At 64.3% G+C, this 26,814-nt stretch carries 24 protein-coding genes and 1 pseudogene; 13 read left to right on the top strand and 12 right to left on the bottom strand.

The genetic code is table 11. The features are described from left to right. Positions 1-287: 287 nt before the first annotated feature. From B9A23_RS13820 to xseA, 3 genes are read right to left on the bottom strand one after another with little or no spacing between them, the layout of a single operon-like run. On the bottom strand, positions 288-1,175 hold the full coding sequence (locus B9A23_RS13820; RefSeq protein WP_084279670.1) for a M23 family metallopeptidase: 888 nt from the start codon (positions 1,173-1,175) through the stop codon (positions 288-290). Further along, positions 1,132-1,332 carry a DUF2093 domain-containing protein gene (locus tag B9A23_RS13815; RefSeq protein ID WP_084279669.1) on the bottom strand — a complete coding sequence of 67 codons (201 nt, stop codon included), beginning with the start codon at positions 1,330-1,332 and terminating at the stop codon, positions 1,132-1,134. The genes B9A23_RS13820 and B9A23_RS13815 overlap by 44 nt, the downstream gene beginning before the upstream one ends. Before the next feature lie 26 nt (positions 1,333-1,358). After that, on the bottom strand, positions 1,359-2,837 hold the full coding sequence (xseA, locus tag B9A23_RS13810; RefSeq protein WP_084279668.1) for an exodeoxyribonuclease VII large subunit: 1,479 nt from the start codon (positions 2,835-2,837) through the stop codon (positions 1,359-1,361). Between xseA and purD the strand changes: the two genes are divergently transcribed. Beyond that, positions 2,836-4,122 carry a phosphoribosylamine--glycine ligase gene (gene purD, locus B9A23_RS13805; RefSeq protein WP_084279667.1) on the top strand — a complete coding sequence of 429 codons (1,287 nt, stop codon included), beginning with the start codon at positions 2,836-2,838 and terminating at the stop codon, positions 4,120-4,122. The two genes, xseA and purD, sit on opposite strands and share 2 nt — an antisense overlap. Positions 4,123-4,189: 67 nt before the next feature. On the opposite strand, the gene B9A23_RS13800 is transcribed toward purD, so the two are convergent. Further along, the gene (locus tag B9A23_RS13800; RefSeq protein WP_084279666.1) at positions 4,190-4,696 is read right to left on the bottom strand and encodes a hemerythrin domain-containing protein; all 507 of its coding nucleotides are present in this window, start codon (positions 4,694-4,696) and stop codon (positions 4,190-4,192) included. A gap of 95 nt (positions 4,697-4,791) precedes the next feature. On the opposite strand from B9A23_RS13800, the gene B9A23_RS13795 reads away from it, so the two are divergent. Both B9A23_RS13795 and B9A23_RS13790 read left to right on the top strand, forming a co-directional pair. Further along, complete coding sequence (locus tag B9A23_RS13795; protein WP_084279665.1) at positions 4,792-5,583, top strand: histidine phosphatase family protein; 792 nt, start codon at positions 4,792-4,794, stop codon at positions 5,581-5,583. Next, a complete protein-coding gene (locus B9A23_RS13790) occupies positions 5,549-6,457 on the top strand; it encodes an NAD(P)H-hydrate dehydratase (RefSeq protein ID WP_254895118.1) in 909 nt (302 codons plus the stop codon). Before B9A23_RS13795 ends, B9A23_RS13790 begins: the two co-directional genes overlap by 35 nt. On the opposite strand, the gene B9A23_RS13785 is transcribed toward B9A23_RS13790, so the two are convergent. From B9A23_RS13785 to B9A23_RS13765, 5 genes are read right to left on the bottom strand one after another with little or no spacing between them, the layout of a single operon-like run. Next, positions 6,426-6,812: a (2Fe-2S) ferredoxin domain-containing protein gene (locus tag B9A23_RS13785; protein WP_084279663.1), complete on the bottom strand. Its 387-nt coding sequence runs from the start codon at positions 6,810-6,812 to the stop codon at positions 6,426-6,428. The two genes, B9A23_RS13790 and B9A23_RS13785, sit on opposite strands and share 32 nt — an antisense overlap. Next, positions 6,809-8,917 carry a S9 family peptidase gene (locus B9A23_RS13780; protein WP_084279662.1) on the bottom strand — a complete coding sequence of 703 codons (2,109 nt, stop codon included), beginning with the start codon at positions 8,915-8,917 and terminating at the stop codon, positions 6,809-6,811. Before B9A23_RS13780 ends, B9A23_RS13785 begins: the two co-directional genes overlap by 4 nt. Positions 8,918-8,961: 44 nt before the next feature. Further along, positions 8,962-9,381: a DUF2497 domain-containing protein gene (locus tag B9A23_RS13775; protein WP_139797477.1), complete on the bottom strand. Its 420-nt coding sequence runs from the start codon at positions 9,379-9,381 to the stop codon at positions 8,962-8,964. Positions 9,382-9,422: 41 nt separating this feature from the next. Then, the gene (locus tag B9A23_RS13770; protein WP_254895117.1) at positions 9,423-10,895 is read right to left on the bottom strand and encodes a TolC family outer membrane protein; all 1,473 of its coding nucleotides are present in this window, start codon (positions 10,893-10,895) and stop codon (positions 9,423-9,425) included. Beyond that, positions 10,883-11,476 carry a protein-L-isoaspartate O-methyltransferase family protein gene (locus tag B9A23_RS13765; RefSeq protein ID WP_084279661.1) on the bottom strand — a complete coding sequence of 198 codons (594 nt, stop codon included), beginning with the start codon at positions 11,474-11,476 and terminating at the stop codon, positions 10,883-10,885. The genes B9A23_RS13770 and B9A23_RS13765 overlap by 13 nt, the downstream gene beginning before the upstream one ends. Positions 11,477-11,669: 193 nt before the next feature. Between B9A23_RS13765 and B9A23_RS13760 the strand changes: the two genes are divergently transcribed. The 3 genes and pseudogenes from B9A23_RS13760 to B9A23_RS13750 all read left to right on the top strand — a co-directional run bounded on the left by B9A23_RS13760 (position 11,670) and on the right by B9A23_RS13750 (position 15,976). Continuing rightward, complete coding sequence (locus B9A23_RS13760) at positions 11,670-13,184, top strand: fumarate hydratase (protein ID WP_084279800.1); 1,515 nt, start codon at positions 11,670-11,672, stop codon at positions 13,182-13,184. Between the two features lie 1,315 nt (positions 13,185-14,499). Continuing rightward, positions 14,500-15,231, top strand: a pseudogene (locus B9A23_RS23325) (sensor histidine kinase); the annotation flags it as partial. A 10-nt stretch (positions 15,232-15,241) separates the two neighbouring features. After that, a complete protein-coding gene (locus B9A23_RS13750; protein ID WP_084279660.1) occupies positions 15,242-15,976 on the top strand; it encodes a LytR/AlgR family response regulator transcription factor in 735 nt (244 codons plus the stop codon). 4 nt (positions 15,977-15,980) lie between these two features. Here B9A23_RS13750 and B9A23_RS13745 read toward each other — a convergent pair whose 3' ends face one another. The 3 genes from B9A23_RS13745 to B9A23_RS13735 form a co-directional block, all read right to left on the bottom strand. Beyond that, positions 15,981-17,756, bottom strand: coding sequence for an AMP-dependent synthetase/ligase (locus B9A23_RS13745; RefSeq protein ID WP_254895116.1), 1,776 nt, complete (start codon positions 17,754-17,756; stop codon positions 15,981-15,983). Positions 17,757-17,942: 186 nt separating this feature from the next. After that, the gene (ggt, locus tag B9A23_RS13740) at positions 17,943-19,700 is read right to left on the bottom strand and encodes a gamma-glutamyltransferase (protein ID WP_084279658.1); all 1,758 of its coding nucleotides are present in this window, start codon (positions 19,698-19,700) and stop codon (positions 17,943-17,945) included. A gap of 10 nt (positions 19,701-19,710) precedes the next feature. Beyond that, positions 19,711-20,760, bottom strand: coding sequence for a quinone-dependent dihydroorotate dehydrogenase (locus B9A23_RS13735; protein WP_084279798.1), 1,050 nt, complete (start codon positions 20,758-20,760; stop codon positions 19,711-19,713). 447 nt (positions 20,761-21,207) lie between these two features. On the opposite strand from B9A23_RS13735, the gene B9A23_RS13725 reads away from it, so the two are divergent. The 7 genes from B9A23_RS13725 to B9A23_RS13695 are packed head-to-tail and all read left to right on the top strand — an operon-like array spanning position 21,208 to position 26,800. After that, positions 21,208-21,639, top strand: a complete 432-nt coding sequence (locus B9A23_RS13725; RefSeq protein WP_084279656.1) for an SUF system Fe-S cluster assembly regulator — start codon at positions 21,208-21,210, stop codon at positions 21,637-21,639. Continuing rightward, positions 21,636-23,117, top strand: a complete 1,482-nt coding sequence (sufB, locus tag B9A23_RS13720) for a Fe-S cluster assembly protein SufB (protein WP_084279655.1) — start codon at positions 21,636-21,638, stop codon at positions 23,115-23,117. Before B9A23_RS13725 ends, sufB begins: the two co-directional genes overlap by 4 nt. Then, a complete protein-coding gene (locus B9A23_RS13715; RefSeq protein WP_084279654.1) occupies positions 23,114-23,635 on the top strand; it encodes an endonuclease domain-containing protein in 522 nt (173 codons plus the stop codon). Before sufB ends, B9A23_RS13715 begins: the two co-directional genes overlap by 4 nt. A gap of 9 nt (positions 23,636-23,644) precedes the next feature. Next, entirely contained in the window at positions 23,645-24,388 is a 744-nt protein-coding gene (gene sufC, locus B9A23_RS13710) for a Fe-S cluster assembly ATPase SufC (protein WP_084279653.1), read from the top strand. Continuing rightward, positions 24,385-25,113, top strand: coding sequence for a SufD family Fe-S cluster assembly protein (locus tag B9A23_RS13705; RefSeq protein ID WP_084279652.1), 729 nt, complete (start codon positions 24,385-24,387; stop codon positions 25,111-25,113). Before sufC ends, B9A23_RS13705 begins: the two co-directional genes overlap by 4 nt. Continuing rightward, on the top strand, positions 25,110-26,321 hold the full coding sequence (locus B9A23_RS13700; RefSeq protein ID WP_084279651.1) for a cysteine desulfurase: 1,212 nt from the start codon (positions 25,110-25,112) through the stop codon (positions 26,319-26,321). The genes B9A23_RS13705 and B9A23_RS13700 overlap by 4 nt, the downstream gene beginning before the upstream one ends. Further along, the gene (locus B9A23_RS13695; RefSeq protein ID WP_084279650.1) at positions 26,318-26,800 is read left to right on the top strand and encodes an SUF system Fe-S cluster assembly protein; all 483 of its coding nucleotides are present in this window, start codon (positions 26,318-26,320) and stop codon (positions 26,798-26,800) included. The genes B9A23_RS13700 and B9A23_RS13695 overlap by 4 nt, the downstream gene beginning before the upstream one ends. Positions 26,801-26,814: the final 14 nt, after the last annotated feature.

Here is a 26,814-nt window from a genome sequence, read left to right as displayed (position 1 = left end):
GTACTCGGTAGGCGGAGGGATGAATCAGATTGGCCAATTCTTGAAAGTGTAATTCAGGGCAGATAAATCTTTCGCAGTAGTATTGTGACTTTGTTGCCACATAAGAATAGATTCTATTACTTTTCTATACTATTTCTATAAAGTTTCCTTCCGTTTCGAAGTGTTTCCGACTGTCGATATATTCGCGAAAATACGCGTTGGCGGGCAAGAAGATTTCAGGCGTAACCAGAAACGCGCAATCGCCCGCGCCGGGCTGCGGCACGTTGTGCAAGCGCTGTTGGTTGGTGTCAGGCGGTGGCGTCGAGCAGCAGGAGGGGGTCGATGCGACGATCGAACCACTTCATCGACCAGTGCAAGTGCGGTCCGGTAGCCCGACCGGTGCTGCCGATTCGCCCCAGCGGATCGCCTTGGCGCACAGCGTCGCCTTCGTTGACGAGCAGGGCCGAAGCATGGAGGAAGGCGCTGTTGAGACCATTGCCGTGATCCAGCATCAGCAAGCGCCCTTCGAGGCTGAAGGGCGCATCACCTGCAGCAAGGATGACTACGCCATCGGCAGGTGCGACATAGGTCGTGCCAGCGCCGCCTGCGATATCGAGGCCCGAATGATAAGCGGCCGGTTCCCCGCGATAGACGCGTTGCGAGCCGAAGCGCCCCGAAAAACGGCCTGGTGCCGGACGGATGAAATCCTGGCGCCAGCCTTGCGCTGCAGTCTTGCGAGAGCGGGCATTGGCGATCCGGGCGAGTTCGGCCTTGCGCAGACGCATGTAGGCTTCGTCGGTGACGCCGCCGGGCTTGCGGGCGACGTTGATGTGTTCGATCTGCCACGCCCGCGGCGCGATGGTCAGGTCGCTGACGAACGGCGCTGAACCCGCGCGTGTGACGCTGAGCCTGGCCAACGGTCCGGCATCGCGATCGAAGGCGATCAGGAACGTTCCGTCGGGAGCGAGAGGAACGGGGCTGCCGTCAAGCGTGAGTGACGTGGTTCCGGGCTGAACCCTGCCGCGCAGCCAGCCTCCCTGCATGGCGCGGCCACCGGGCAGGATGCTGACAGGAGGCAGCGGCGTATTGCCGATGGCCAGCCCTGCCAATACGGCCGTCGCGCCGCTCAAAAATGCGCGGCGGCTGGGTGTCTCAGCTTTCAAGATGACGACGGGTCGAGATTTCGGCCGTGGCATAGGCTTCCTGCCGCGCGGCGCACCAATAGCGCAAGGCATCGAGCGGGATCTTTTCACCCGAAACCGCGCACACGACGTGATCGCCGCCGGAAAGCTGGCGGAAGGTGCCGGGGAGATAGTGCAGGCGCGCGAGGCGACCGGATTGGGACATCAGCATTGCACCAATGTAGTCGCTTGCGACCGTCAGAACAATTCCTGCTGACCCCCCGACCGTGCAACCGGGCGCGGTTTCTGTGCAGGCCGTGGTGCAGGCGGTGTGGCCCCGGCAGAGACATCAAGCGTGCCATCGGAAAACTTCAACGTAAGAGCGGCCTGCTGGGCGGCTGTTGCCTTGTCCTTCACCAGATTTCCGTCGCGATCGGTGACCAGCACATAACCACGCTCGAGTGGTGCTTCGGGATTGAGAGAGCGGCGCAGCCGGTCCAGCGCCTCGACCTTTCCGCGCGCATGTTCGATGCGCTGGAGCAGAACCTCGGGGCGCAGGCGGCGCGCGGAAAAGCGCTCAGCGTCACGTGCCACACGGGCGGTGAGCAGGGCAGGGCGCAAAGCTCCGGCGTGGCGAGCGAGAAGCGCGCCAGCGATCTCGGTGCGGTGGAGCAGGGCGCGACGCAGGCGTTCGCCCAAGTCGTCGATGCGCTGGGCCTGTCCCTGTAGCAATGCCTGGGGCTGAGGCAGGCGCTGGCTGCGCTGTTCGAGCCGCTCCTTTGACTGGGCAAGCTGGCGGGCCAGGGCACGGCGTTGACGCGCATTGAGATCGGCAACAGTAGCAGCGAGTTCGGCCTGGACCGGCACCGCGAGTTCGGCGGCTGCGGTGGGCGTGGGCGCGCGCAGGTCGGCCGCGAAATCGCACAGCGTGGTGTCAGTTTCGTGGCCCACCGCGCTGATGATCGGGATGGTGCAGTCGGCGACCGCGCGAACGACCTCTTCCTCGTTGAACGACCACAGGTCTTCTATCGAGCCGCCGCCGCGGGCGACGATGACCAGATCCGGGCGCGGGATCGGTCCACCCGGTTGCATCGTGGAAAAGCCGCGCACCGCATTGGCCACCTGCGCTGCGGCACCTTGTCCCTGCACCAGCACCGGCCACACGATCACGCGGCTGGGGAAGCGATCGGACAGGCGGTGCAGAATGTCGCGGATCACGGCACCGGTGGGCGAGGTGACGACACCGATGGTGCGGGGCAGGAAGGGCAGGGCCTTCTTGCGCGCTGGATCGAACAGCCCTTCGCCTTCGAGCCGGGCCTTGAGCTTGGCGAGCAGGGCAAGCAGCGCGCCCTCCCCCGCGATCTCCATACGCTCGATCACGATCTGGTAGTTCGAACGCCCGGGATAGGTTGTGAGCTTGCCGGTGGCGATCACTTCGACGCCGTCTTCGGGCCGGAAGTTCAGGCGCTGTACCCCGCCGCGCCACATCACGCCGTCGAGGCGCGCGTTCTCGTCCTTGAGGCAGAGGTAAAGGTGGCCAGATGCTGCGCGTTTCACGCCTGACAGTTCGCCACGCACGCGCACGAAGCCGAAGCGATCCTCGACAGTACGCTTCAGGAGCGCGGAAATCTCGGAGATCGAAAGGGCCGGAGCGTTGTCGCCAGCCGATTCCCTCGCTAGGAGCCCGCCCGAGCCATTGTTGTCGTCGTCGTCAAAAGGCGCGGAAGGGAAAGCCATGAATATCCTGCTGCTGGGATCGGGTGGGCGCGAACATGCCCTCAGCTGGAAACTGGCCCAATCGCCGCTGACGGGCAAGCTCTATGCGGCGCCCGGAAACCCCGGCATCGCGCAACATGCCGAACTGGTGGCGCTGGACCTTACCGATCATGCTGCCGTGGTGACCTTCTGCGAAGCGAACCGTATCGGCCTTGTAGTGGTCGGGCCGGAAGCGCCGCTGGTGGACGGTCTGACGGATTCGCTGCGGGCAGCAGGCTTTTCGGTGTTCGGGCCGAGCCGCGCGGCGGCACAGCTTGAAGGGTCGAAGGGCTTTACCAAGGACTTGTGCGCCCAGGCGAACATACCGACGGCGGGTTACGTGCGGACCCGTTCGCTGGAACAGGCGCGCGCCGTGCTGAAGGACTTCGGCGCGCCGGTGGTGATCAAGGCCGATGGTCTGGCCGCGGGCAAGGGCGTCGTTGTGGCGATGACCATGGCCGAGGCCGAAGCCGCCGTGGACGACATGTTCGATGGTGCGTTCGGCTCTGCCGGGGCCGAGGTCGTCATCGAGGAGTTCATGACCGGCGAGGAGGCAAGCTTCTTCGCTCTCACCGATGGCGCGACAATCGTGGCTTTCGGATCGGCGCAGGACCACAAGCGCGTCGGCGATGGGGATACCGGCCCCAACACCGGCGGCATGGGCGCCTACAGTCCGGCGCGCGTGCTGACGCCCGAACTGGAAGCGCAGGTCCTGTCGCAGATCATCGCGCCCACGGTGAAGACCATGGCCGACGAGGGCATGCCCTACTCCGGCGTGCTGTACGCAGGCCTGATGCTGACCGGGCAGGGGCCGAAGCTGATCGAATACAACGCCCGCTTCGGCGACCCGGAATGCCAGGTGCTGATGATGCGGCTTGAAAGCGACCTTGTCGAATTGCTGCTTGCCTGCGCCGATAACAAGCTTTCAAGCATCCAGCCGCCGCGGTTCTCGAATGAGGTGGCGATGACCGTGGTGATGGCAGCAGAAGGCTATCCCGGTACGCCGAAGAAGGGCGGGCGGATCGATCATATCCCTGCCGCCGAGGCCACCGGCGCAAAGGTCTTCCACGCAGGAACGACGCTTTCGGCAGACGGTGTGCTGTCAGCCAGCGGCGGACGCGTGCTTAATGTCACCGCCAAGGGCCCGAGCGTAAAGGCAGCGCGTGACGCTGCCTATGCAGCGGTCGATGCGATCGGCTTCCCTGAAGGGTTCTGCCGCCGCGACATTGGCTGGCGCGAGATCGAACGCGAGGAAGCCGGCGCCTGAAAGCCGCCAGCCGGCGCGACGCGCAACCCTTGCCCCAGCCGGAACCGGAGCAAGGGTGAGGTAGCGGTCAGGTATTGGCCTGCAGCACGCGCAGCTCGGCTTGCGGCAGGGCATCGGTCTTTGCCTGGGCGAGCAGCTCCTGCTTGCGGGCGAGCATTGCATCGCGCAGGGCAACCATGTCCATGCCGGTTTCGCGGGCCTGGGAGAACATGCCTTCGGAACGGGCCTCTTCCTCGTGGACATGGTGCTTGATCTCTTCGCTGAGCACCTTGACCTTTGCATCGAAGAACTCGTCATCGGGCGAGCTTGCCATGATGTCGTTGATCAGGATCTTGGCAGCGTCGTGTTCGACGAAGGCCTCGGTGTAGGTCTCTTCCTCGATCTTGCCCTTGAGCGCGGGGTAGAAGATTTCTTCCTCGATGATCGTGTGGATCTTGAGCTCGTTGCAGATTTGCTGGGCAAGTGCCTGCTTGCGATCGTCGCGGGCAGACTCGAACTTCTCGAACAGCGCCTCGACATTGCGGTGATCGGCCTTGAGCAAGGCAATGGCATCGGTGAATTTCGCTTGGGCCATGGGAAAATCCTCGAAAAATGAGTCAGTTAGCCGTTCAATCGTTCGAGCGGGGCTAACGTTCCGGAACCTTCGCGCGCGCTTGCGCTTCCTTTGACATGAATGGTTTATCGAGCGCGGCGCAGCCGCACGAACGCTGGCCCGAAGTCCTGTGGCTGATTCGGCATGGCCAGAGCGCCGGTAACGTGGCGCGCGACGCTGCGGACGCGGCTGGCGATCTGCGCATCGCGCTCGATCATCGCGACGTCGACGTGCCGCTGTCCGATCTCGGGCGCGATCAGGCCCGGGCGCTTGGCCACTGGTTTGCAAATGGCGAGGAAGGGGAACGGCCCGACGTGATCCTTGCCAGCCCCTACGTCCGCGCCGTGCAGACCGCCGAGATATTCCGCGAGGCAGGCGGATGTGCCGGTGACCTGCGCATCTGCATAGACGAGCGCCTGCGCGAGAAGGAATTCGGTGTTCTCGACGGGCTGACGACCGCCGGTATCCATCATTACCAGCCGGACCAGGCAGAGTTTCGCCGAGTGCTGGGCAAGTTCTACCATCGTCCGCCGGGCGGCGAGAGCTGGGTGGACGTGATCTTCCGGCTGCGTGCGCTGCTCGACACGGTGTCGTTGCACTATGCCGGGCGGCGCGTGATGATCGTTGCGCACCAGGTTGTCGTCCTGTGCATGCGCTATGTGATCGAACACCTCTCGGAATCCGAGATTCTCGGCATCGACAAGGCAGGCGACATCGCCAACTGCGCGATCACGCAGTACCGGCTCGAACGCAGCGCGAAGGGCGACGGCGAGCTGGTGCTTGAACACTTCAACATGGTGGCGCCGATGGTCCGTGAAGGGACCGAGCCGACGCGTGAGCCCGACCGCATGGTTGCTGCCCGTGGCTGAGGCGCGGACCCTGGATGGGGCATGGCTGCGCAAGCACCCGTTGCCGCAGCCGCATGAAGAAAGCGACAAGAACGCCCGCGGCCGCGTTCTCGTCGTCGGCGGCTGCACGATGGTGCCGGGCGGGGTCCGCCTGACGGCAGAGGCAGCCCTGCGCGCGGGCGCAGGCAAGGTGCGGATAGCGACCGTCGAGGTCACCGCGCTGATGATCGGTGTGCTGATGCCGGAGGTGGCGGTGCTGCCGCTGCTGCCTGACCGCAAGGGCGAGATCGACGCGAGCCGGGTCTCGCTGGAAGGCGAAGTCGGAAAGTGCGATTGCCTCGTCCTTGGCCCGGCCATGAGTTGTGCCGAGCAAGCGTCCGCCCTGGTCGGCATGTTGATGACGGCAGCGGAGGAGACGTCGCTGGTTCTCGATGCTGCGGCGCTGATGGCGATCTGCGACCATGCCGCGCGGCTGAAAAAACGGCGTGCACCGGCGGTACTCACCCCTCACCTCGGCGAAATCGCTGCGCTGCTGGGCGAAGACGCAGCGGCTATCGAGCAGGACCGCGCCGCCGCCGTGCGCCACTGTGCCGAGCGTTTCGGGTCCATCATCGTGCTCAAGGGTGCAGTCAGCCTGGTCGCGGCTCCTACGGGGGAACTGTTCAGCTACAGCGGCGGGAACGTCGGGCTGGCGACCGGGGGTTCGGGCGATGTCATGGCCGGCATAACTGCAGCGCTTCTGGCGCGCGGAGCAGAACCGCTCCAGGCGGCGCTATGGTCGGTCTGGCTTCACGGCGAGGCCGGGCGCCGTTGTGCCGAGGCGATCGGCCCGCTGGGCTATCTCGCCAGCGAGCTTCTCGGCTTCATTCCGCGGGTGATGGAACGGGCTGCTTGAGACGGTAGTCCTCGACCGGCACGCCGCCGATGACATGCTCCTGGATGATCCGCTCCAGCACTGGCGGAGTGCAGGAGTGGTACCACACGTTGTCCGGATAGACGACCGCGACCGGCCCGACCATGCACACCCGCAGGCAGCCGACCTTGTTGCGCAAAACCCCCTGCGCCCCACCGAGCTTGAGCTCGCCGAGGCGCTTCTTGAGGTAGTTCCACGCCTCGTCACCGACGTCGCGCGGGGCACACTTGTCCTTTTCAGGGCCGGCGCAGAGCAGGATGTGGCGCTGCGGATTGAACCCGCCGAGCTTTTCGAGGGCTATTTCTGCCAGAGCAATTTCAGCCGGATCGGGCGTCATTCCGCCTTGCCGCCCTTCTTCAACCAACGGTCGAGCCAGTTGAACGAGGTCTGGTGCCACTGCAACGAGTTCTTGGCCTTGAGCACCCAGTGGTTCTCATCGGGGAAGACCAGCAGTTCGGACGGAACGCCGCGACGCTGCAGCGCCGTGAATGCCGCTAGGCCCTGAGTATAGGGAATGCGGAAGTCCTTCTCGCCGGTGATCACCAGCATCGGCGTCTTCCACTTGGCGACGTGGTTGACCGGGTTCCACTTCTCGAACTCTTCGGGCGCCTCGTAGTATGGGTGCCCGCCGTGCTCCCACTCGTCGAACCACAGCTCCTCGGTTTCGTAGGCCATGGCGCGGGCATCGAACACGCCGTCATGCTGGACGAGGCACTTGAAACGGTCGGGCCAGTTGCCGGCGATCCAGTTCATCATATAGCCGCCGTACGAAGCGCCGGCGGCGCAGGCGTTGTCGCCATCGATCTGCCCATCGAGCGCGATCGCGGCAGCAAAGCCCTTCTGCAGGTCTTCCAGCGGCTTGCCGCCCCACTGCCGGTTGATGCCATCGGTGAAGGCCTGCCCGTATCCGGTTGAGCCGTGGAAATCGACCGAGACGATGGCGTAGCCCTGGCTGGCCCAGACGCGCGGGTTCCAGCGGTTGGACCAGCTATCGTTGTACGAGCCCTGCGGCCCGCCATGAACGAACAGGACAGAGGGCATCTTGCCCTTGATCCAGCTCGGCTTGGTGATCTGGCCCCAGACCGTGTCGCCATCCGCGCCCTTGAAGCTGAAGCGCTGTGTGATGACCGGTGCGCGCTGGGCCAGCGCCGAGGTGGCAACATCGGTCAGTCGCGTGCCTGCCTTGCCCGGCTTTCCGATGAACAGCTCGGCCGGAGCATCGAGCGAATCGCGGGTGTAGACGAGGCGACCGTCCTTGAGGGGCACGACATTGCCGATGTGCCCTTCGCGGCCGGGGTTGAGCACGAGGCGGGTGACCTTGCCGCTCAGCGGATCGATGCGGAAGGCGGGCGTATCCAGGACGTCCTCGGCGGTTGCGATCAGGGCCTTGCTGTCCGGCGTCCAGGTCAGCGAGGTGACCGAGCGGTCCCAGCCACCGGTCAGTTCGCGCTTTTCGCCGGTCTGCAAGTTGATGAGGTGGACGACAAGACGGTCCGCCTCGTAACCGGGTCGCGCCATCGCGGCATAGGCCAGCCACTTGCCATCGGGCGAAGGGGCGGGCGTGTTGTCGGTGGCCTTGTTGGATTCCGTCAGGTTCTTCGGCGCCGCGCCGTCCAGCCGCGATTGCCAGATGTCGAGATTGGTCGAGGTCGGCTCGTTGCGGTCGGCCTGCCGCGCGACGAAGAACAGCGACTGCGAGTCTGCGGCCCAGGCGACGTCCTCGCCGCCACCAAAGGGCTTGCCGGGGCTGTCGCCGGTGAGGGTGCCCACAGGGCCGTCGGCAGCCTTGCCATCGCCGATGACCTTCCCATCAGCGCCAAGATCGAAGGCAAAGACGCGGCTGTAGTTGCCAGGCGTTTCCCACGCATCCCAGTGGCGAACGAAGCCCGCACCGTCCTTGTAGTGGCGGCCTGTGCCGGGTCCGGGGAGGGCGGTGTTGCCGTCGCTGTCGCAGCCGAAGGTCGGGCAATCGCGCGCGATATCTCCCCACACGGCAATGTGCTTGCCATCGGGAGAGAGTTCGAACCCGGATACCTCTGCCTTGAAAGCCGTGACCTGCGCGGTCACGGCCGAGGTCACATCGACCTTCCAGACCTGGGTGGTTTCGGCTTCGCCAACCTTGCGATCCGAGAGGTAATAGAGCGAACCGTCCGGCGCGAAGGCTGGGTCGCTGGCGCTGCCGCCGGTGTCGATCCGGCGCGGCGCGCTCTTGCCATCGGCGCTGCGCACCCAAAGTGCAGGCGTGCGCTTGTAGCTGGCAGGATCAGTCGTGGTGACGACGTATGCGATGGTCCTGCCATCGGGTGAAACCGCCGTGCTGCCCAAGCGGGCGAGCGTCACCAGATCCTGCGGAGAAAATGGCGCGGCTTGCTCCGCGAGGGCAGGAGCAGCGAATGCGACGGCGAGCGGGGCAGCCGCCCACAACAGCGAGTTGGATTTCATGGAAACCGGATTAGCGCCGTAAGTCCACGGCGCAAACCGCTAAATCAGCCGCGCTTCCCGGCGATACGGGCAATCTCCGCTGCGACCATCTTTTCGACCATGGCAGGCAGGTTCCTGTCGAGCCATTCGGCCAGCATCGGCTTGAGCAGTTCGCGCACCAGCCCTTCAAGCGAGGTTTCGCCCGACCGCACGATCTGCGGGGCAACACCCGGCTGCGCCAGCATCGAGAGCGCTGCCAGCGATTCCCGCATCGAGGCAGCAGCAGCGTCGGCAATCAGTCCGCCTTCGACGCCGTCCTCATCCTCGGCCGTCTCCGTCAATTCCAGCACTTCGGGGCGAGGGGCCGGCCGCGGGGCAGGTTCAGGCCGAACGCGGGCCTGCGCCTCGGCCTTGTTGTCGCGCGCGATCACCTTCTTGATCGAGTCGAGAATTTCTTCGACGGACGGTTCACCGGCCTGACGCATCGCAACGATTACCCCCAAATACCCCTGGTGTACCGATTCTCTCAGGGAAGCGGCGCGGGCGGGATTGTCGCATCCTGCGCCGGTGTGTCAACGGTACGTGTCGATACGGCCGCAGGCTTGGGATCACGGTCCCAGTCCAAGAAGCGTCCCTTCACCCGATCGTAGTTGACCTGCGGATCGTAGAGGGCCCCGCCATCAAGACCGAGGTCATTGGCATCGGCCTTGCCCATTGCTGCCAGCAGGTTGAACCCTGCGACATAGGCATTGCGCCGCGCCGCCACCAACTGCACTTGCGCGCGCAGCAGTTCCTGTTCGGCATCGAGGATGTTGAGGATGGTGCGGTTGCCGACCGTGTTCTCCGCCCGCACCCCTTCAAGGCTGAGCGCGGCGGCATCGACAGCGGTCTGGTTCATCGTGATAATCTCGTTTGCCGCTTGCAACGACGCATAAGCCGAGCGGACCGAGGCAATCACTTCACGCTCGACGCCGATTTCCTGTTCGAGCGTCGCGCTCTCACGCGCCTGCGCTTGCCGGGTCTGCGCAGCGGGGCCGCCACCCTGATAGAGCGGGATCGAGACGCTGACGCCGGCTTGCGCCGTGGTATTCGCTTGCTGAAGGGTCTGGCTGGAGCCCTGGAACGTGCCCTTGAATGCCTGCCTGCTGCCATTGGTGGACAAAGAGACCGTAGGCAGCTTTGCCGCATCGGCAACCTTCACGTCGAAGGCTGCGGCTTTGCTGCGCTCGCGCGCGGCGATCAGATCGGGATTGTTATCAAGTGCGAAATCGACTGCGGCATCCGCGTTGCCCGGCAGGCCGGGTAGTGGCGGCGGGGGCTGCAGATCAGTCGGCGCCTTGCCCACGACCTGAATGTAGCGTTCGCGGCTGGCGATGAGATTGGCTTGTGCAGTGCGCAGATCGCCACGCGCCAGCGCGAGGCGGGAGTTGGACTGGGCAACGTCGGTGCGGGTTACGTCGCCAATCTCGAAGCGGTCGCTGGTCGCCTTGAGGTTCACCTCGAGCACATCGACATTGCTCTTGTTCAGCCCGACGATCGCGGAATCGCGGATGACGTCCATATAGGCGGCGACGACTTGCGAGAATACGCCTGACTCTGTCGCGCGCAGATCTTCCTGCCCTGCTTCGACACGGGTCTTGGCCGCGCGGATCGAATTCTTGACCGCGCCTCCAGAATAGACCGGCACGCCAAGGCTGAGATCAAGACTGTTCGACCAGTCTGTGATCAGAAACGAGTTGGGGTTGGCCCGCAGCACCTTGGTGTAGCTCGCCTGACCCTGCAGGCTCGGCAAACCGCGCGCCCGGGCGAGCGGCACGCCTTCATCGGTGGCGCGCTGGTTCGCGCGCGCGGCCTGAAGCGTCGGGTTGGTGTTGTAGGCGCTGGTCAGCGCCTCCCGCAGGTCGTCCGCCAGTGCCGGCGTGGCGACGAGGCTGGCGGCGCTGGCCGTCAGCAGCAGGCAAAGCGCCTTGGCACTGGGCATGGGGTTCAGAAGCTCCATTTCTTCGGAGCGGCAAACTCCGCAAGAATCGCGAAATCGGCTTCGGCCAGCGGCGTGGCGACGACCTTGCCCTGAACGGCGCGACCGATGGCGAGACGCGTCACGCCGCGATCGGAAAGGCCGGTCACGATCCGGCCTTCATCGGTGAGGAGCGAGGCAAGGGAATCGGGCAGCACTTCAGCAGCGCCATCGACGAGGATCAGCGAGAAAGTGCCACCTTTCGCATCAGCCAGCGAATCGGCGCGCGCGACGCTTCCCGAAAGCTGCGCGGCAAGTGCCGCCAGATAACCGTTGGGCGAGATGACCAGCACCTTATCTTCCCGCGTGGTCTGCGCAGCTTCGAGCATCTGCCCGTAAGTCAGCGCCGGAGAAAGCGCACGGCCATCGCCCAGTGGCACGGCGCGATCGATATAGGCCACTGCGCGGCGTGCGGCTGGCACGAAATCTTCACGCGGCACGGCGTTGAACGCGTTCAGGATTGCCGGAGAATTCACGCCGCTCACGCGGAGCTGGCTATCGATCATTGCACGGCGTGCGATCAGCATCTCATCCGTTGCCGGGCGATCTTCAACCACGGTCATTCGAGCCCTCATATCCGTTTGCTGCCGTAGTCCCGCTGGACGCCAGCCTGAATGTTGCCAAGTGCCTGTAGATTATCGACCTGCCGTTTCCAAGGGATTTGCATGTTGATTGTCGAGGCGTAAGGGGCGTTCGCAGTTTCGGCGCCGATCGGCGCGGCATCGACCTCTGGAGGGAGTCATCGAGATGGCGGAAATGGTCACGATCCGGGAAGCGGATCTCATCGAAAGCGTGGCGGACGCGCTGCAGTACATCAGCTATTTCCACCCGATGGACTACATTCGGGCACTGGGCGAGGCCTACAACGCCGAGCAGGGCCCGGCGGCGAAGGACGCAATTGCGCAGATCCTGACCAACAGCCGCATGTGCGCAGAAGGGCACCGCCCGATCTGCCAGGACACCGGCATCGTCAACGTGTTCATCGAATGGGGGCAGGATTGCCGCCTCGAATCCGACATGAGCCTGCAGGACGTTGTCGATGAAGGCGTGCGCCGCGCCTACAACAACCCCGATAACAAGCTGCGCGCGAGCGTTCTGGCCGACCCTGCCTTCACCCGTCGCAACACGCGCGACAACACGCCGTGCGTGCTCCACGTCGAGATGGTCAAGGGCAACAAGGTGACGGTCGACGTCGCGGCCAAGGGCGGCGGCTCGGAAAACAAGTCGAAGTTCAAGATGATGAACCCGTCTGAGAACATCGTCGACTGGGTGGTCGAAATGCTGCCGCAGATGGGCGCAGGCTGGTGCCCGCCGGGCATGCTCGGCATCGGCATCGGCGGCACGGCCGAGCACTGCGTGCTGCTCGCCAAAAAGGCGCTGATGGAGCCGATCGACATGGCCCAGCTCAAGGAGCGGGGTGCCCAGACCGATATCGAGCGCATGCGCATCGAGATCTTCGACAAGGTCAACGCGCTCGGCATCGGCGCGCAAGGCTTGGGCGGTCTTTCCACCATCCTCGACGTCAAGATCATGGACGCGCCGTGCCATGCTGCGGGCAAGCCGGTGGCGATGATCCCGAACTGCGCCGCCACCCGCCACGCGCATTTCACGCTCGACGGCTCCGGCCCCAGCTATCTCGAGCGCCCGAAGCTTGACGAATGGCCGCAGGTCCACTGGGCACCGGACAGCGCGGCCAAGCGCGTCAACCTCGATACCCTGACGCAAGCCGAGGTCGAAGGCTGGAAGGCCGGCGATCGCCTGCTACTCAACGGCAAGATGCTGACCGGGCGCGATGCTGCGCACAAGCGCATCAAGGACATGCTGGCCAAGGGCGAGGAACTGCCGGTCGATTTCAAGGGCCGCGTTATCTACTATGTCGGCCCGGTCGATCCGGTGCGCGACGAAGTCGTCGGTCCGGCGGGCCCCACCACGGCCACGCGCATGGACAGCTTCTCGGACACCATGCTCGACCTCGGCCTGCTGGCCAGCGTTGGCAAGGCAGAACGCGGCCCGGCCGCCACACAGTCAATTGCCAACCACAAGAGCGCCTATCTGATGGCGGTCGGCGGCGCGGCCTATCTGGTTGCCCGCGCGATCAAGGAAGCGAAGGTGGTAGGGTTCGCGGATCTTGGCATGGAAGCGATCTACGAATTCACCGTCGAGGACATGCCGGTAACCGTCGCGGTCGACAGTTCGGGCGAGAACGTCCACCAGGCCGCGCCGCTGGTATGGAAGAAGAAGATCGCGGACGAGGGCCTGCTGCCTGCGTAAGCTTGCTGTTCGATGAACGGCATAGGCCGCCCGACCGCCGTTGTGGCGTGTCGGGCGGGTTGCGTTTAGGGTTGGCGCAATGACGTCGTCGCAAATAGACCCCGGTATTCCGCGCGTTCCGGCCCGGCAGGTGATCCTGTCGGCGGCGGCGTTGTGGCTGTGCTACTTCCTGCTGATCACCGTGCGTGGCCTGGTCGTGGAACTGGGAGACTTCAGCGACCTCCTGTGGCGGCGCGCGCTCGTCACGGCAGCGGGTATCCTGGTGACGGTCGCTTGCTGGCCGTTGTTGCGCCGCTTCGACGGACGCCCGCTGGCGACGCGCGTCGGCGCCGCCCTGGTGATAATGCTCCCCGCTGCGCTCGCACTGGCCGCGGTCAACCAGTGGGCCTTCGCCCCGGTCGAAAAGCGCATGATCGAGCGGATCAGTACCGGGTCCGAACAGCAGCAGGGCAAAAGCCAGACGACGACGACCGAGACCACCGCAACCGATGGCGGGAGTCAGTCCGCCGGCAAGGGCGGGGTGAAGATCCGGCATGACATGGCCGGGAACGTCCTGGTCGACGTGCTCGACGAAGGCTTCATACCGCCGGTTCCGCCACCGCCACTCCCGGCCCCTGAACTGACCCAGGCGCCCAAGGCCCCGCCCGCTCCCAAGGCGTCTCCCGCCCCCAAGGCCAGCTTCGAACCCTTGCTGAGCGAGGAGGACATCGCGGAACTGCGCAAGCTCGGGGATGTCACGGCGCTGGAGGCGCTGCGCAAGGCCGGGATCAGGCAGGATGCCGACGGCAGCACGGTCATTTCTCAGCCAGGGCTCTATGTCCGCCAGTTTGCCGATGGACGGTCCGAGGTGCGCACGGGCGGCAAGATCTACACTGTCGACGAGGACGGCGAAGTCGAAGATATCCAGGACGGTGCTGTTCCTACGGCTCCACCGGTGCCCCCGGCACCGGCGGCAAGTGCCGCAGCGCCCGCAGCGCCGGTGCTTTCCGCCGCCGACCGCGCACGGATCGAGCAGAATGCGCGGCGCGAGGCGCAAAAGGCGCTGCAACGAGCGCAGGCCCTGCGAGAAGCCGCGCTCCAGCGGGCAGAAGCGGCGCGCGAGCGAGCCGAGGCCAGCCGCGAGCGAGAGGTTCAAAAGCGGCAGGCCGGCCTCGATAGCGGCACTCCCAAGGTTGCTGCTTCCCAGCGGGCGGCTGAAGACGCGCCTGCACCGGAAACCGAACCCGACATCAACCCTTCCGACATTGCCACGGAGGAGCTGCGCGGACCGGACCATGTGACCATCATTCGCCAGACGGTCGAGAACGAAGGGCTGTGGCGGCAACTTACCGACGTTGCGCTTGGCCGGTACTTCCTGCTGATTGCCTGGGCTGCGCTTTACCTCGCACTGGGCAATGGCGAACAACTTCGCGCAGCAGAGTATCGCGAGGGGCAGTATGCCCGTGCTGCAAAGGCGGCAGAGCTTCGCTCGCTACGTTATCAGGTCAACCCGCATTTCCTGTTCAACACATTGAATTCCTTGTCGGCTTTGGTCATGGTCGGGCGGACCGAACAGGCCGAGAAGATGATCCAGTCGATTTCGCGCTTCTACCGTCACAGTCTGGCAGGGGACCCGACTTCGGATATGCCCCTGGAAGACGAAATTGCGCTGCAGCGCCATTATCTCGATATCGAGGCGGTGCGCTTTCCCGAGCGGCTGCGCTGCGAGTTCGATATTCCGGATGACCTGCTTTCGGCATGCGTGCCGGGAATGATCCTGCAGCCATTGGTGGAAAATTCTATCAAGTACGCGGTGTCCACCACGATCCGGCCGGTCACCATTCGCATCTCTGCCCGCGAGGCGGGGGGATTCCTGGTGCTGACCGTTGCCGACGATGGTCCCGGCGAAGGGTTCGTCAATGGTGGGACAGGCATCGGCATTGCCAATGTGAAAAGCCGGCTCGCGGCCCGTTTTGGCGAAGACAATGCAATAGTGGAAAGCGGCCCGCTGCCGGCGGGAGGATATGCCACCGTGATGACGATGCCGGTCGTCCGGAACGACTGTTGAGGGGGCCTGAGTGCGTACGCTGATTGTCGATGACGAACCGCTGGCGGTTGAACGGATGCAGATTCTTTGCGCGCGGATCCCTGCGCTGCAGGTGGTCGGTACGGCCAGCGACGGCGCGGCTGCCCTGCGCCTGATCGAAGCGCTGGCCCCGGACCTGGTCTTGCTGGACATGACGATGCCCGAGGTCGATGGCCTTGGCGTTGCGCGGGCGCTGGCGGGGCAGGAAAACCGTCCGGCGGTGGTCTTCGTGACCGCGCATGACGATTTTGCGGTCGAGGCTTTCGACTGCGATGCGGTGGACTATGTGCTCAAGCCGGTAGCGCAGGAGCGGCTGGAGCGCGCGGTCGAGCGCGCGCAAGCGCGCCGTTCCGCGCCAGCCGATGTGTCACTGACCCCTGAGAAGCCCGCCAGCGAATGGATCGAGGAATTCTGGGTGCCGCACCGGTCGGAGTTGATTCGCGTGGCCGCGGCGGATCTGGAGCGCATTGATGCAGAGCGCGACTACGTCAGGCTGCATGCCGGCCAGCGAAGCTACATGATGCTGCACACGATCGCCGGACTCGAGGCCAGGCTGGACCCTGAGAAATTCATTCGCCTGCATCGATCGACGATCGTGCGACGGGACCGGATCGCAGGCTTGAAGCATGACGGCCTGGGCGTGTGGTCGGCCGAACTGGCCGACGGCACGTTGCAACGGATCGGCCGCACCTATCTGGCGCGGGTCAAGGCGATGGCCGGCCGCTGAACGTTCACCCCTTGTAGAGCGCGTCGATGCGGGCGCCGTACCGCTCCCTGATCTTGTGTCGGCGGATCTTGAGGCTCGGTGTCATCTCGCCATTGTCGATGCTGAAGGCTTCATCGGCAAAGGCGAACTGGCGCACCTTCTCGATAACGGAAAGGTCCTTGTTCACCCGGTCAACCGCGGCGCGGATGGCGCTCTTGAACGCGGGCAGATCCTGCAGTTCCTTGAAATTGAAATGCTCGCCCTCGGCGCGTGACCATTCCAGCGCCCATTCGGCGTCGGGCACGATCAGGCCGACGATGTAGGGGCGCTTGTCACCGGAGACCATTGCCTGCGCGATCTCCGGCTGCAGCGTCAGCATGCCCTCGATCTTCTGCGGAGAGACATTGTCGCCCTTGTCGTTGACGATCATGTCCTTCTTGCGGTCAGTGATCACGATCCGACCTTTTGCGTCGAGGTGGCCGATATCGCCGGTGTGCAGCCACCCGGCGTTCGGGCCTTCCGGCGGGATGGCGCGCGCCGTTTCGGCATCGTTGTGCCAATAGCCGTGCATGACGAGTTCGCCCTTCACGAGGATCTCGCCATCTTCGGCAATCCTGACCTCGACGCCCTTCATCGGCGGGCCGACGGTGTCCATCTTGAGGCCAGCCTTGGGCCGGTTGCAGGAAATTACCGGGCCGGCCTCGGTCTGGCCATATCCCTGCAGCATGGTCAGCCCCATCGCGTCGAAGAACACGCCGACGTCGGGATTGAGCGGCGCGCCGCCCGAGACCATCGCCTTCATCCGTCCGCCAAACCGGGCGCGGATCTTGGGCCTCAACGTGCGATCAAGGATCAGGCTCATCGGCGCATCGATGATGCGGCCCTTGCCGGCGGCCTTGCGGCCGCCGATCGAAAGGGCGCGGTCCATCAGGTAGTTGGCCACCTTACCCTGCTTTTCGACCTGTTTCATGATCCGCGTGCGCAGCACCTCGAACAGGCGCGGAACGACGACCATCAGTGTCGGCCGGACTTCCTCGATGTTCGAGGCAAGCTTCTCGAGGCCTTCGGAATAGTAGATCTGCGCACCCATGCCGATCGGCAGATATTGCCCGCCAGTGTGCTCGTAGGCATGGGACAGCGGCAGGAAGGAAAGGAACACTTCCTCTTCCCAGCCGAAATCGTTCGCCAGGATCTCGGCCGCACCCTCGACATTGCAGAGGATTGATCCGTGGTGCAGCCGGACGCCGCGTGGTGAGCCGCCCGTGCCACTGGTGTAGATGATGCAGGCAAGATCGCTGCGGCCGATGTTCTTGAGACGCTCGTCGACGGCTCGGCGCGCCTCCGAAGCATCGCCGGTGATCATGGTCTGCCAGTCATGAAAGGCCAGCTTGCCTGCCTGCATCTGCCGCAGTGGCTCGATGCCGATGACATGTTCCACGCAAGGGGCGGACAGGGCAGCAGGAAGCAGGGGCTGCGACAGCTTCGATGTCGAGACGATCACGGCGCGCGCGCCCGAATTCTCGAGGATGTGCAGGTGATCGCGTTCGGTGTTGGTGATGTAGGTCGGCACGGTCACCAGACCTGCTGCCATTATGGCATGATCGGCGATGCACCATTCCGGCCGGTTTTCGGAAACGAGGGCAACGCGGTCACCCGGGTTGAGGCCAAGCGCACGCAAGGATTGGGCAAGCACGCAGACTTGCCGCGCTGCTTCCGTCCAGCTCAGCGATTGCCACTGGCCCTTGGTCTTCGCCCACAGGAATGGACCGTCACCCCGGAACGCAGCGCGATCGAGGAACATCGAGACCAGATTGGGAAAGCTTGCAAAATCGGAAAGCTGCACTGTTGACCCTCGCCCCTTATCGGCGGGACGGACATGGTCCGCCCCCCAGTTAACGGGAACCTAGTGCCCTCGTTCCATCACGGCAACCGCAGAGCACGGCTGTTCCCCAAGGGACGCAAGGATCGCCTCGCAGCTCAGTCCCCATCAGGGGGCAACTGCCGCGCCTTCGCTGCGCGGGTCTGCCGCGCCAATCCAGCGATCGCCAATGCGCTCGATGGCATTGGCCTTGAACGAGGGCGAACGGGCCATGACCTGGGCGTGGCCCAATTGCTGAAGTGCAGGGATCATCGTCTCCAGGCTGGTGCCCTTCTCGACGAAGATCATGTCTCCCCCAGGCGCGAAGACCACTGGCAGGGCAATGGCCTCGCGCGCGGAAAGGTCCCAGTCGAGCACGCCGATCAATGCCTTGGCCACCTGGGCAGGAATGGTCACCCCGCCTGCCGCGCCGACGGCGATACGCAACCTGCCGTCTGGGCCGTACACCAGGGTCGGTGCCATCGAACTGCGCGGACGCTTGCCGGCCTCGATACGGTTTGCGGTGGGTTTGCCATCCTTGTCGGGGACGATGTTGAAGTCGGTCAGCTCGTTGTTGAGATAATAGCCGCCGACCATCAGGCCCGATCCGAACGGACCCTCGATGGTGGAGGTGTAACTCGCGGCGTTGCCCCAGCGATCGACTGCGACGAAGTGCGTCGTTCCGTTCTCTTCCTGGGCGGCAGGCCGCGCGAAGGCAGTTCTCACGCCGGGCGGCGTTCCGGGCAAAGCCGCAGCCATAGTTGCCTTGTCGGAGATCAGCGCCGAGCGCGTGGCAAGATAGGCGGGATCGGTCAGACCCGATACCGGCACTGTGACGAAATCGGCGTCGGCCAGATATTTGTCGCGATCGGCGTAGGCCAGGCGCTGCGATTCGGCGATGAGATGCCATGAAACCGGGCTCGCCAGGCCAAGCGCTTTCATGTCGAAACGTTCGAGCTGCTTGAGAATGGCAAAGACCGTCGTCGCGCCAGACGAGGGTGGCCCCATGCCGCAGATGCGATACTGGCGATAGGATCCGCATACTGCAGGACGCGGCACGGCGCGGTAGGCGGCAATGTCGGCGGTGGTCATCGGCGCGGGATTGCGCGGTGCGGTGCCGACCTTGCTGGCGATCAGCGTTGCGTTGTCGCCGCTGTAGAAGCTGTCGGCACCCTTGGCTGCAATCGCCTCGAGCGTGGCGGCAAGGGCTGGATTGCGGATCAGTGTTCCCACCGGCAGTGGATTGCCATCCGCCCCGTAGTAAAGTGCGCGCGCTGCAGGATCGAGAGCGCCGGTGCGGCTGGCTGCGGCAAGGATGGTGTTGAGCCGCGGCGTGACCATGAAGCCTTCACGGGCGAGGCGGATGGCGGGCTGGAACAGGGTTCGCCATGACAGCTTGCCCTTGCCGTTGTGGGCCATCGCCGCAAGCCTGAGATTGCCAGGAACGCCGACGCTCCGTCCTCCGGGTATGGCATCGCCATATGCGAGCGGCTTTCCATCGACATAGAACCATTGCGGCGTTGCGGCCTTCGGCGCCATTTCACGGCCATCGATGGTCTCGACCGCACCGGCAGCATCGCCAAGCACGAGGAATCCGCCGCCGCCGATGCCCGAACTTTGCGGCTCGACGACGGTGAGCGCGAGCATCGTGGCAATTGCAGCGTCGGTCGCGCTGCCACCGAGCCGCAGCATCTGCACGCCGGCTTCGGCCGCGCGCGGGTCTGCCGCCGAGACAAGGCCCGGCGACCCCACGGCGACGCCGGGTTGCGACGATTCGAGTGCTGCAGGGGGCGGCGCGCTTACGTTTGCGCCAGGAGGTGGCACGCAGGCTGCGGTTGCGAGAACAAGCAGCGGAGCGCTGCGAAGGACGATGGAGGGCAATTTCATGCCCGCCTTGCTATTCCTTGCCGACCGCCTCGGCAATGGAAGTCAGCCCAGCCTCGCGGACCTTTTTCTCCAGCCCTGCAACGATACGAGCGGCAAGCCCCGGTCCTTCATAGACCATGGCGCTGTAGAACTGGATCAGGCTTGCCCCAGCCTTGATGCGTGCCCAGGCATCATCGACCGTGGCAATCCCGCCGACGCCGATCAACGGAATGGTCCCGCCGCTTGCCGCGCGGAAATCGCGCAAGCGCTGCAGAGCGAGGTCTCGCAACGGTTCGCCCGAGAGTCCGCCGGTTTCCCCTGCATGACGCGACTCGAGCGGCGGGCGGGTGATCGTGGTGTTGGCAATGATCAGCGCCCCCAGCCGTTTCTCGACCGCAATGCGGCAGATGCTGTCGATGTCGGACGGTTCGAGATCGGGAGCCAGTTTAAGGAAAACGGGCACATTGATATTGCCGCGCGCTTCAATCACCGCGTCCAGAAGGGCTGAAAGGGCGCCTTCGTCCTGCAGTGCGCGGAGGCCCGGCGTGTTCGGAGACGAGATATTGACCGTGAGATAGGATGCGAGCGGCGCCATCAGTCTTGTCATCAGGGCGTAATCGGCAATCCGATCGACCGAATCCTTGTTGGCACCGATGTTCACGCCGACAATGCCGGGGCGCCCGTTGCGTCCGGTTTCCCGCCGCCGAACCAGCCGATTCGTAACGGCCTGCGCGCCCTCGTTATTGAAGCCCATGCGGTTGATCACGGCACGGTCTTCGACAAGGCGGAACAGCCGCGGCTTCGGATTGCCTTCCTGAGGCTTGGGCGTCACGGTGCCGACTTCGACGTAGCCGAACCCCAGTCCGAGCATCGCGTCCGGAACTTCCGCGTTCTTGTCGAATCCAGGTGCCATGCCGACGGGGTTGGGAAAGGCAATTCCAGCCACGCGTTGCGCGAGGCTGGGAGTGGGCGCAGCCAAGGTCGTGGGCTGATTGAGGCCAAGGGCCTTGATCGTAAGGCGGTGGGCAGGCTCGGCCGGGATGCGGAAGATCAGCGGGCGCAGCAGCGAGTAAAGCGTCACAGTCAACTATTTCCGGTCAAGCGCGTGAATGCGAAAGGCATGGAAATGCCATTTGCCGATCACCTGACCGGTGCGCACCCCCAAACCGCACCTTTGCGCCGTGTTTTCCGCAAGGCCAAGCCCGATCTTCTCGAATCTGACAGCAATTGTCATTGAAAGGACTGCGAATGTTGCCGGAATGCCACCGATTTTGTCGAATCCATACAATTCTCCATCCGGTCTTCTGCGTAGTTAGGCAGTGCGACCCGAAGGGCTCGGAGCAGTGATGCATCGAGTTCTCGACTTCAAGGCGGCCGACGATCCTGACGGATCCGGCCGCCCTTTTTTTGGTCTGCCTCCTGCCAGCATGGTTCTTGTTAACTGGCGACGCTGTGCCTAGATAACCGGAGCGATTCGGTCTGATTTGCAGTCCGGCTCGGCGCCAAGGCACTTCGGGAACTTTTGCCAATGCGACTTTCCAGCATGGCCGATTACGCTGTCGTCACGATGACCGCTGCTGCACGCCATTGTGGCGGAGAGCGTGTATCGGCCCAGCAGCTCGCCGATGAGACCGGCCTTCCTGCGCCGACCGTGCAGAAGCTGGTGAGCAAGTTGTCTGCCGCCGGGCTTCTGAAGGCCGTGCGCGGGGCGCGTGGCGGGCTCAAGCTTGCGCGCCCTGCCGCGGCGATCACCTTGGCCGACATTGTCGAAGCCGTGGAAGGACCCATTGCGCTGACGCCTTGCAGCGAGCATGGGCGTCATGACTGCACGCTGGAATCCGCGTGTACCGTCCGTCCGCACTGGCCTGCCGTCGATGCCGCACTTCGCGGTGCGCTGGCGGGCATACCGCTCACCCAATTGTCCCGTCCTGCCGCAGCGGTGACGGAGGTTATGGCATGACCGAGAACGTCGAAGTGAAAGACCAGGCTGCCCGCGAGGCTGCCGCAAAGGTGGCTGAATACGAACACGGCTGGTCATCGGATATCGAGCAGGAATACGGGCCGAAGGGCCTGTCCGAGGACACCGTCCGCTATATCTCGGCCAAGAAGGACGAGCCGGAGTGGATGCTCGAATGGCGGCTCAAGGCCTATCGCCATTGGCTGACCATGCCGACGCCGGACTGGGCCAAGCTGAATATTCCCCCGATCGACTATCAGGACGCATATTACTGGGCCGCCCCCAAGGCCAAGCCCAAGCTCGGCAGCCTTGACGAGGTCGATCCCGAAATCCTGCGCGTCTACGAGAAGCTGGGCATTCCGCTGGAGGAGCAGAAGGTGCTCGCAGGCGTCGAAGGCGCGCGCAAGATCGCTGTCGACGCCGTGTTCGACAGCGTCAGCGTCGCCACCACCTTCCGCAAGGAGCTGGAAGCAGCGGGCGTGATCTTCCGTTCCATCTCCGAAGCGATCCGCGAATACCCGGACCTTGTGAAGAAGTGGCTCGGCAAGGTCGTGCCGATGCACGACAATTACTTCGCCACATTGAACTGCGCGGTCTTTTCGGACGGCACCTTCGTCTACATTCCCGAGGGCGTGCGCTGCCCGATGGAGCTGTCCACCTATTTTCGCATCAACGCGGAGAACACTGGCCAGTTCGAACGCACCCTGATCGTCGCCGACAAGGGCGCCTACGTCTCCTACCTCGAAGGCTGCACCGCGCCGCAGCGTGACGAGAACCAGCTCCACGCCGCCGTGGTCGAATTGGTCGCGCTCGACGATGCCGAGATCAAGTATTCCACCGTGCAGAACTGGTATCCCGGCGATGCGGAAGGGAAGGGCGGCATCTACAACTTCGTGACCAAGCGCGCGCTGTGCCAGGGTGCCCGTTCCAAGGTCTCGTGGACCCAGGTCGAAACCGGCTCTGCGATCACCTGGAAGTACCCGTCCTGCGTGCTGAACGGCGAGGATTCGGTTGGCGAGTTCTACTCGGTCGCCGTCACCAACAACTACCAGCAGGCCGATACCGGCACCAAGATGATCCACAACGGCAAGGGATCGCGCTCCACCATCGTTTCGAAGGGCATTTCGGCGGGGAAGAGCAACAACACCTATCGCGGTCTGGTGCGCGTGGCTCCGCAGGCGGAAGGCGTGCGCAACTTCACCCAGTGCGACAGCCTGCTGCTTGGCGCCGAATGCGGCGCGCACACCGTGCCCTACATCGAAGTGCGCAATCCGAGCGCCACGATCGAACACGAAGCCACCACCAGCAAGATCAGCGACGACCAGCTGTTTTACGCAATGCAGCGCGGCTTGGATCAAGAAAGCGCCGTCGCCCTGATCGTCAACGGATTCGCCCGCGAGGTGCTGCAGCAACTGCCGATGGAATTCGCGGTAGAAGCGCAGAAGTTGCTAGGGATCAGCCTTGAAGGATCAGTCGGTTGAAGAAGACGCTTACCCTCCGCCCTGTCGGCGAACGTGCCGAAGCGCCGAAGATCCAGAAGAAGGGGCGCGGCTGGGCCATTTCGGGATCGCGTCTCGATGCGATCCATGAGCGCGCGCGCCAGTTGCGCCGTGAGCCGGACGAGGCTCACTTGGCGCTGGCTGACGAACTCGCCAAGGAAGATCTCGGCAAGTACAAGTTCAAGCGCTACGCCGTGATCGGATCGGCCATCGTCGATTTCGCCAGCCAGTCGCTCAAGCTGGTTGTTGCGCTGGATCGCGGCGATGCACCGGAACTCGAACGCCGTCGCGATGCCAGCCTTGCAGAAGTGGGCCTCAAGGTAATCCGCTATGATGCGGCCGAAGTGCTCGGCGATCCCGAAGGCGCCTGCGCCGCCGTGCTGCGCGAGATGAAGGCCCGCTACGACGAGTTACGCGCCGCCTCGCGCCCGCAACGCCCATCCTACTCGCGCTCCGGCGCGCGCCCGCAGCGCAGCACGTATTCACGGACTCGCGACTGAGAGAGACCCATGCTCGAAATCCAGAACCTCCAGGCCACTGTTGCCGACAAGCCGATCCTCAAGGGTCTTTCGCTCACCATCAACGCGGGTGAGATCCATGCGATCATGGGGCCGAACGGTGCCGGAAAGTCGACCCTGGGCTACACGCTCGGCGGGCGTCCCGGCTATGAAGTGACCGGCGGCACCGCCACGTTGGATGGCGCCGACCTGTTCGAACTCGAACCGCACGAACGCGCCGCGGCTGGCCTGTTCCTCGGCTTCCAGTACCCGGTCGAGATCCCCGGCGTGTCCTTTGTCCAGTTCCTGCGCGAATCCGCCAATGCTCAGCGCAAGGGCCGGGGCGAGGCTCCGCTTTCGGGCGGCGAATTCCTCAAGCTCGCCAAGGAGAAGGCAGGGCTGCTGCGCATGGACATGGACATGCTCAAGCGCCCGGTGAACGTCGGCTTTTCCGGCGGTGAAAAGAAGCGCGCCGAGATGGTGCAGATGGGCATCCTCGATCCCAAGATCGCGATCCTCGACGAGACCGACTCCGGCCTCGATATCGATGCGCTGCGCATTTGCGGCGAGGGCATCAACGCGATCATGCGCAAGCCCGACAAGGCGGTGCTGCTGATCACGCACTATCAGCGCCTCCTCGATTACGTGAAGCCCGATTTCGTCCACGTCCTCGCCGGAGGCCGCATCGTCAAGAGCGGCGGCCCCGAACTCGCGCTCGAACTCGAAGAGCATGGTTACGAGGCCGTCGCGGCATGAGCGCACTGCCCACCCGCAAGGATGAGGCCTTCCGCTACGCCGACCTCGCGGCGCTCGCAGCGCTCTGGCCGCTGCCGGTGCAGGATATTCGCGTTGCTGCGGGTGAGACGGGCGCGAGTGCGGTGGTGCTCGACGGTGCGAACGATGCCGCGCAGGACATAGCGATCACGCTGGGAGATGGCGCGGAGTACGACTTGCGCTTGCTCAACGCCGGGTCCGCCTATGGTCGCATTTCGGTCAAGGTCACGCTCGGGAAGGGGGCGAAGTTTCACCTTGGTGCGGCGCAGATCGCAGGCGGCGAACAGACTGCCGAGATCGTTACCGAAGTGGTCCATGCCGAGCCTGACGCGGTTTCCAGCCAGGTTGTCCGCTCGGTCCTGGGTGGCAAGGCTGCCGGCACGTACCTTGGCCGCGTCGTTGTGGCGCGAGGGGCTGTTGGCACCGATGGCGAACAGTCGATCCGCGCCATGCTGCTGGATCGCACGGCGACGGCCAATGCCCGCCCGGAACTCGAAATCTACGCCGACGACGTCAAGTGCGCCCATGGCTGCGCCGTCGGTGAACTCGATCAGCAGAGCCTGTTCTACCTTGCCCAGCGCGGCCTTCCGCCTGCCGAAGCCAAGAAGCTCATGCTCCATGCTTTCATCGCCGAAGCCTTCGTCGGCGCAGGCGAAGAGGAAGCGCTGACAGAAGCCGCGCTCAAGGCACTGGATGCCGTGCTGTGACCACGGACGCGCTCACCCGAACTGCCGAGTGGCCCGGCCTCGTCAATCCTGACGGCAGCCGCTGGCACTACCTCGATACCGCCGCCACCGCGCAGAAGCCGCAGGTGGTGATCGATGCGATGGTGCGCGCGCTCGGCAGCGATTACGCCACCGTCCATCGGGGCGTCTATGCGCGCTCTGCCGACATGACGCTGGCTTTCGAAGCCGCCCGTCGCAAGGTTGCCGCTCTGGTCGGCGGCGCCGAGAGCGAACTGGTCTTCACGCGCGGCGCGACCGAGGCGATCAACCTCGTTGCGCAGACCTGGGGGCAAGCTAATCTCAAGGCCGGCGACCGCATCCTCATCTCGCGCCTCGAACACCATGCCAACATCGTGCCGTGGCAGATGCTGCGCGATCGTACGGGTGTGGAGATCGACGTCTGCCCGCTGACCGAGGACGGCAAGATCGACCTCAACGCTGCCGAACGCATGATTACCCCGGCACACAAGCTGGTTGCATTCGCGCACGTTTCGAACGTGCTGGGCTCCACTCTCGATGCGGAGCGCGCGGTCGCGATGGCTCATAGCGTCGGGGCGAAGATATTGCTCGATGGCTGCCAATCTGTCGCCCGCCTGACCGTCGACGTGAAGGCCCTCGAGGCCGACTTCTACGTGTTCTCGGCGCACAAGCTCTATGGCCCCACCGGCATCGGCGCGCTCTGGGCCAAGGCCGAGATCCTCGATGCCATGCCGCCGTGGCAGGGCGGCGGCGCGATGATCGACAAGGTGACGTTCGAGCGCACCACCTACGCCCCCGCGCCGCAGCGCTTCGAGGCTGGCACCCCGGCCATCGTCGAGGCGATCGGCTTTGGCGCAGCAGTCGATTTCGTGGCTGCGCAGGGGCTTGACGCCATTCATGCCCACGAGTGCGCCCTTGTCGCAAAGGCGCGTGAGGCACTGCGCGGCATGAACTCGGTCAAGCTGTTCGGCCCTGAAGACAGCGCCGGAATCCTCAGCTTCGCGCTCGAAGGTGTGCATCCGCACGATCTCGGCACGATCCTTGACGAGGAAGGCGTGGCGATCCGCGCCGGACACCATTGCGCCCAGCCGCTGATGGCGCATCTCGGCGTGCCTGCTACGGCGCGCGCCAGCTTCGGCATCTACAGCGATGAAAGCGATATCGCCGCGCTCGTGCGCGGGATCGAAAGGACCAAGAGGATTTTCGGATGAGCGATAACGATCCCAAATTCGCTATCGAGGAAGTGGAAGCCGTCTCGGCCCCCAAGCGCGCCTTCGTGGAGGACGCGGTCGAGGAAACGCCCGCCGAAAAGCTCGAGCGCAAGCGCGATTATCTTGAGGGCTTTCTTGCCGCCAAGCCGGAAACGGTTTCATCGGGCGAACCGGGCGGTGTAATCTACGATGGGGTGATCGCGGCGCTCAAGGAAATCTTCGACCCCGAAATCCCGGTCAACATCTACGATCTTGGCCTGATCTACGGCGTCGATGTTTCCGATGACGGTCACGTCGATGTGACGATGACGCTGACCACGCCGCACTGCCCTGTTGCTGAATCCATGCCCGGCGAAGTGGAGTTGCGCGTCTCGGCCGTGCCCGGTGTGCGCGATGCCGAAGTCAATCTCGTCTGGGACCCGGCCTGGGATCCCGCCAAGATGAGCGATGAAGCCAAGCTCGAACTGGGAATGCTCTGAACGCTCCCCATATA

The organism is Novosphingobium sp. B1 (assembly GCF_900176395.1).
Classification (GTDB): domain Bacteria; phylum Pseudomonadota; class Alphaproteobacteria; order Sphingomonadales; family Sphingomonadaceae; genus Novosphingobium.
Note: the sequence above shows the minus strand (reverse complement) of the source record. Positions and strands in the feature narration are given on the sequence as shown.

What these genes read in the sequence shown, in the direction of transcription:
- B9A23_RS13820 (WP_084279670.1), bottom strand. Translation starts at nt 1,175, where the DNA reads ATGCCACGGCCGAAATCTCGACCCGTCGTCATCTTGAAAGCTGAGACA.
- B9A23_RS13815 (WP_084279669.1), bottom strand. Translation starts at nt 1,332, where the DNA reads ATGCTGATGTCCCAATCCGGTCGCCTCGCGCGCCTGCACTATCTCCCC.
- purD (WP_084279667.1), top strand. Translation starts at nt 2,836, where the DNA reads ATGAATATCCTGCTGCTGGGATCGGGTGGGCGCGAACATGCCCTCAGC.
- xseA (WP_084279668.1), bottom strand. Translation starts at nt 2,837, where the DNA reads ATGGCTTTCCCTTCCGCGCCTTTTGACGACGACGACAACAATGGCTCG.
- B9A23_RS13800 (WP_084279666.1), bottom strand. Translation starts at nt 4,696, where the DNA reads ATGGCCCAAGCGAAATTCACCGATGCCATTGCCTTGCTCAAGGCCGAT.
- B9A23_RS13795 (WP_084279665.1), top strand. Translation starts at nt 4,792, where the DNA reads ATGAATGGTTTATCGAGCGCGGCGCAGCCGCACGAACGCTGGCCCGAA.
- B9A23_RS13785 (WP_084279663.1), bottom strand. Translation starts at nt 6,812, where the DNA reads ATGACGCCCGATCCGGCTGAAATTGCTCTGGCAGAAATAGCCCTCGAA.
- B9A23_RS13780 (WP_084279662.1), bottom strand. Translation starts at nt 8,917, where the DNA reads ATGAAATCCAACTCGCTGTTGTGGGCGGCTGCCCCGCTCGCCGTCGCA.
- B9A23_RS13775 (WP_139797477.1), bottom strand. Translation starts at nt 9,381, where the DNA reads ATGCGTCAGGCCGGTGAACCGTCCGTCGAAGAAATTCTCGACTCGATC.
- B9A23_RS13770 (WP_254895117.1), bottom strand. Translation starts at nt 10,895, where the DNA reads ATGGAGCTTCTGAACCCCATGCCCAGTGCCAAGGCGCTTTGCCTGCTG.
- B9A23_RS13765 (WP_084279661.1), bottom strand. Translation starts at nt 11,476, where the DNA reads ATGACCGTGGTTGAAGATCGCCCGGCAACGGATGAGATGCTGATCGCA.
- B9A23_RS13760 (WP_084279800.1), top strand. Translation starts at nt 11,670, where the DNA reads ATGGTCACGATCCGGGAAGCGGATCTCATCGAAAGCGTGGCGGACGCG.
- B9A23_RS13745 (WP_254895116.1), bottom strand. Translation starts at nt 17,756, where the DNA reads ATGTTCCTCGATCGCGCTGCGTTCCGGGGTGACGGTCCATTCCTGTGG.
- ggt (WP_084279658.1), bottom strand. Translation starts at nt 19,700, where the DNA reads ATGAAATTGCCCTCCATCGTCCTTCGCAGCGCTCCGCTGCTTGTTCTC.
- B9A23_RS13725 (WP_084279656.1), top strand. Translation starts at nt 21,208, where the DNA reads ATGCGACTTTCCAGCATGGCCGATTACGCTGTCGTCACGATGACCGCT.
- sufB (WP_084279655.1), top strand. Translation starts at nt 21,636, where the DNA reads ATGACCGAGAACGTCGAAGTGAAAGACCAGGCTGCCCGCGAGGCTGCC.
- sufC (WP_084279653.1), top strand. Translation starts at nt 23,645, where the DNA reads ATGCTCGAAATCCAGAACCTCCAGGCCACTGTTGCCGACAAGCCGATC.
- B9A23_RS13705 (WP_084279652.1), top strand. Translation starts at nt 24,385, where the DNA reads ATGAGCGCACTGCCCACCCGCAAGGATGAGGCCTTCCGCTACGCCGAC.
- B9A23_RS13695 (WP_084279650.1), top strand. Translation starts at nt 26,318, where the DNA reads ATGAGCGATAACGATCCCAAATTCGCTATCGAGGAAGTGGAAGCCGTC.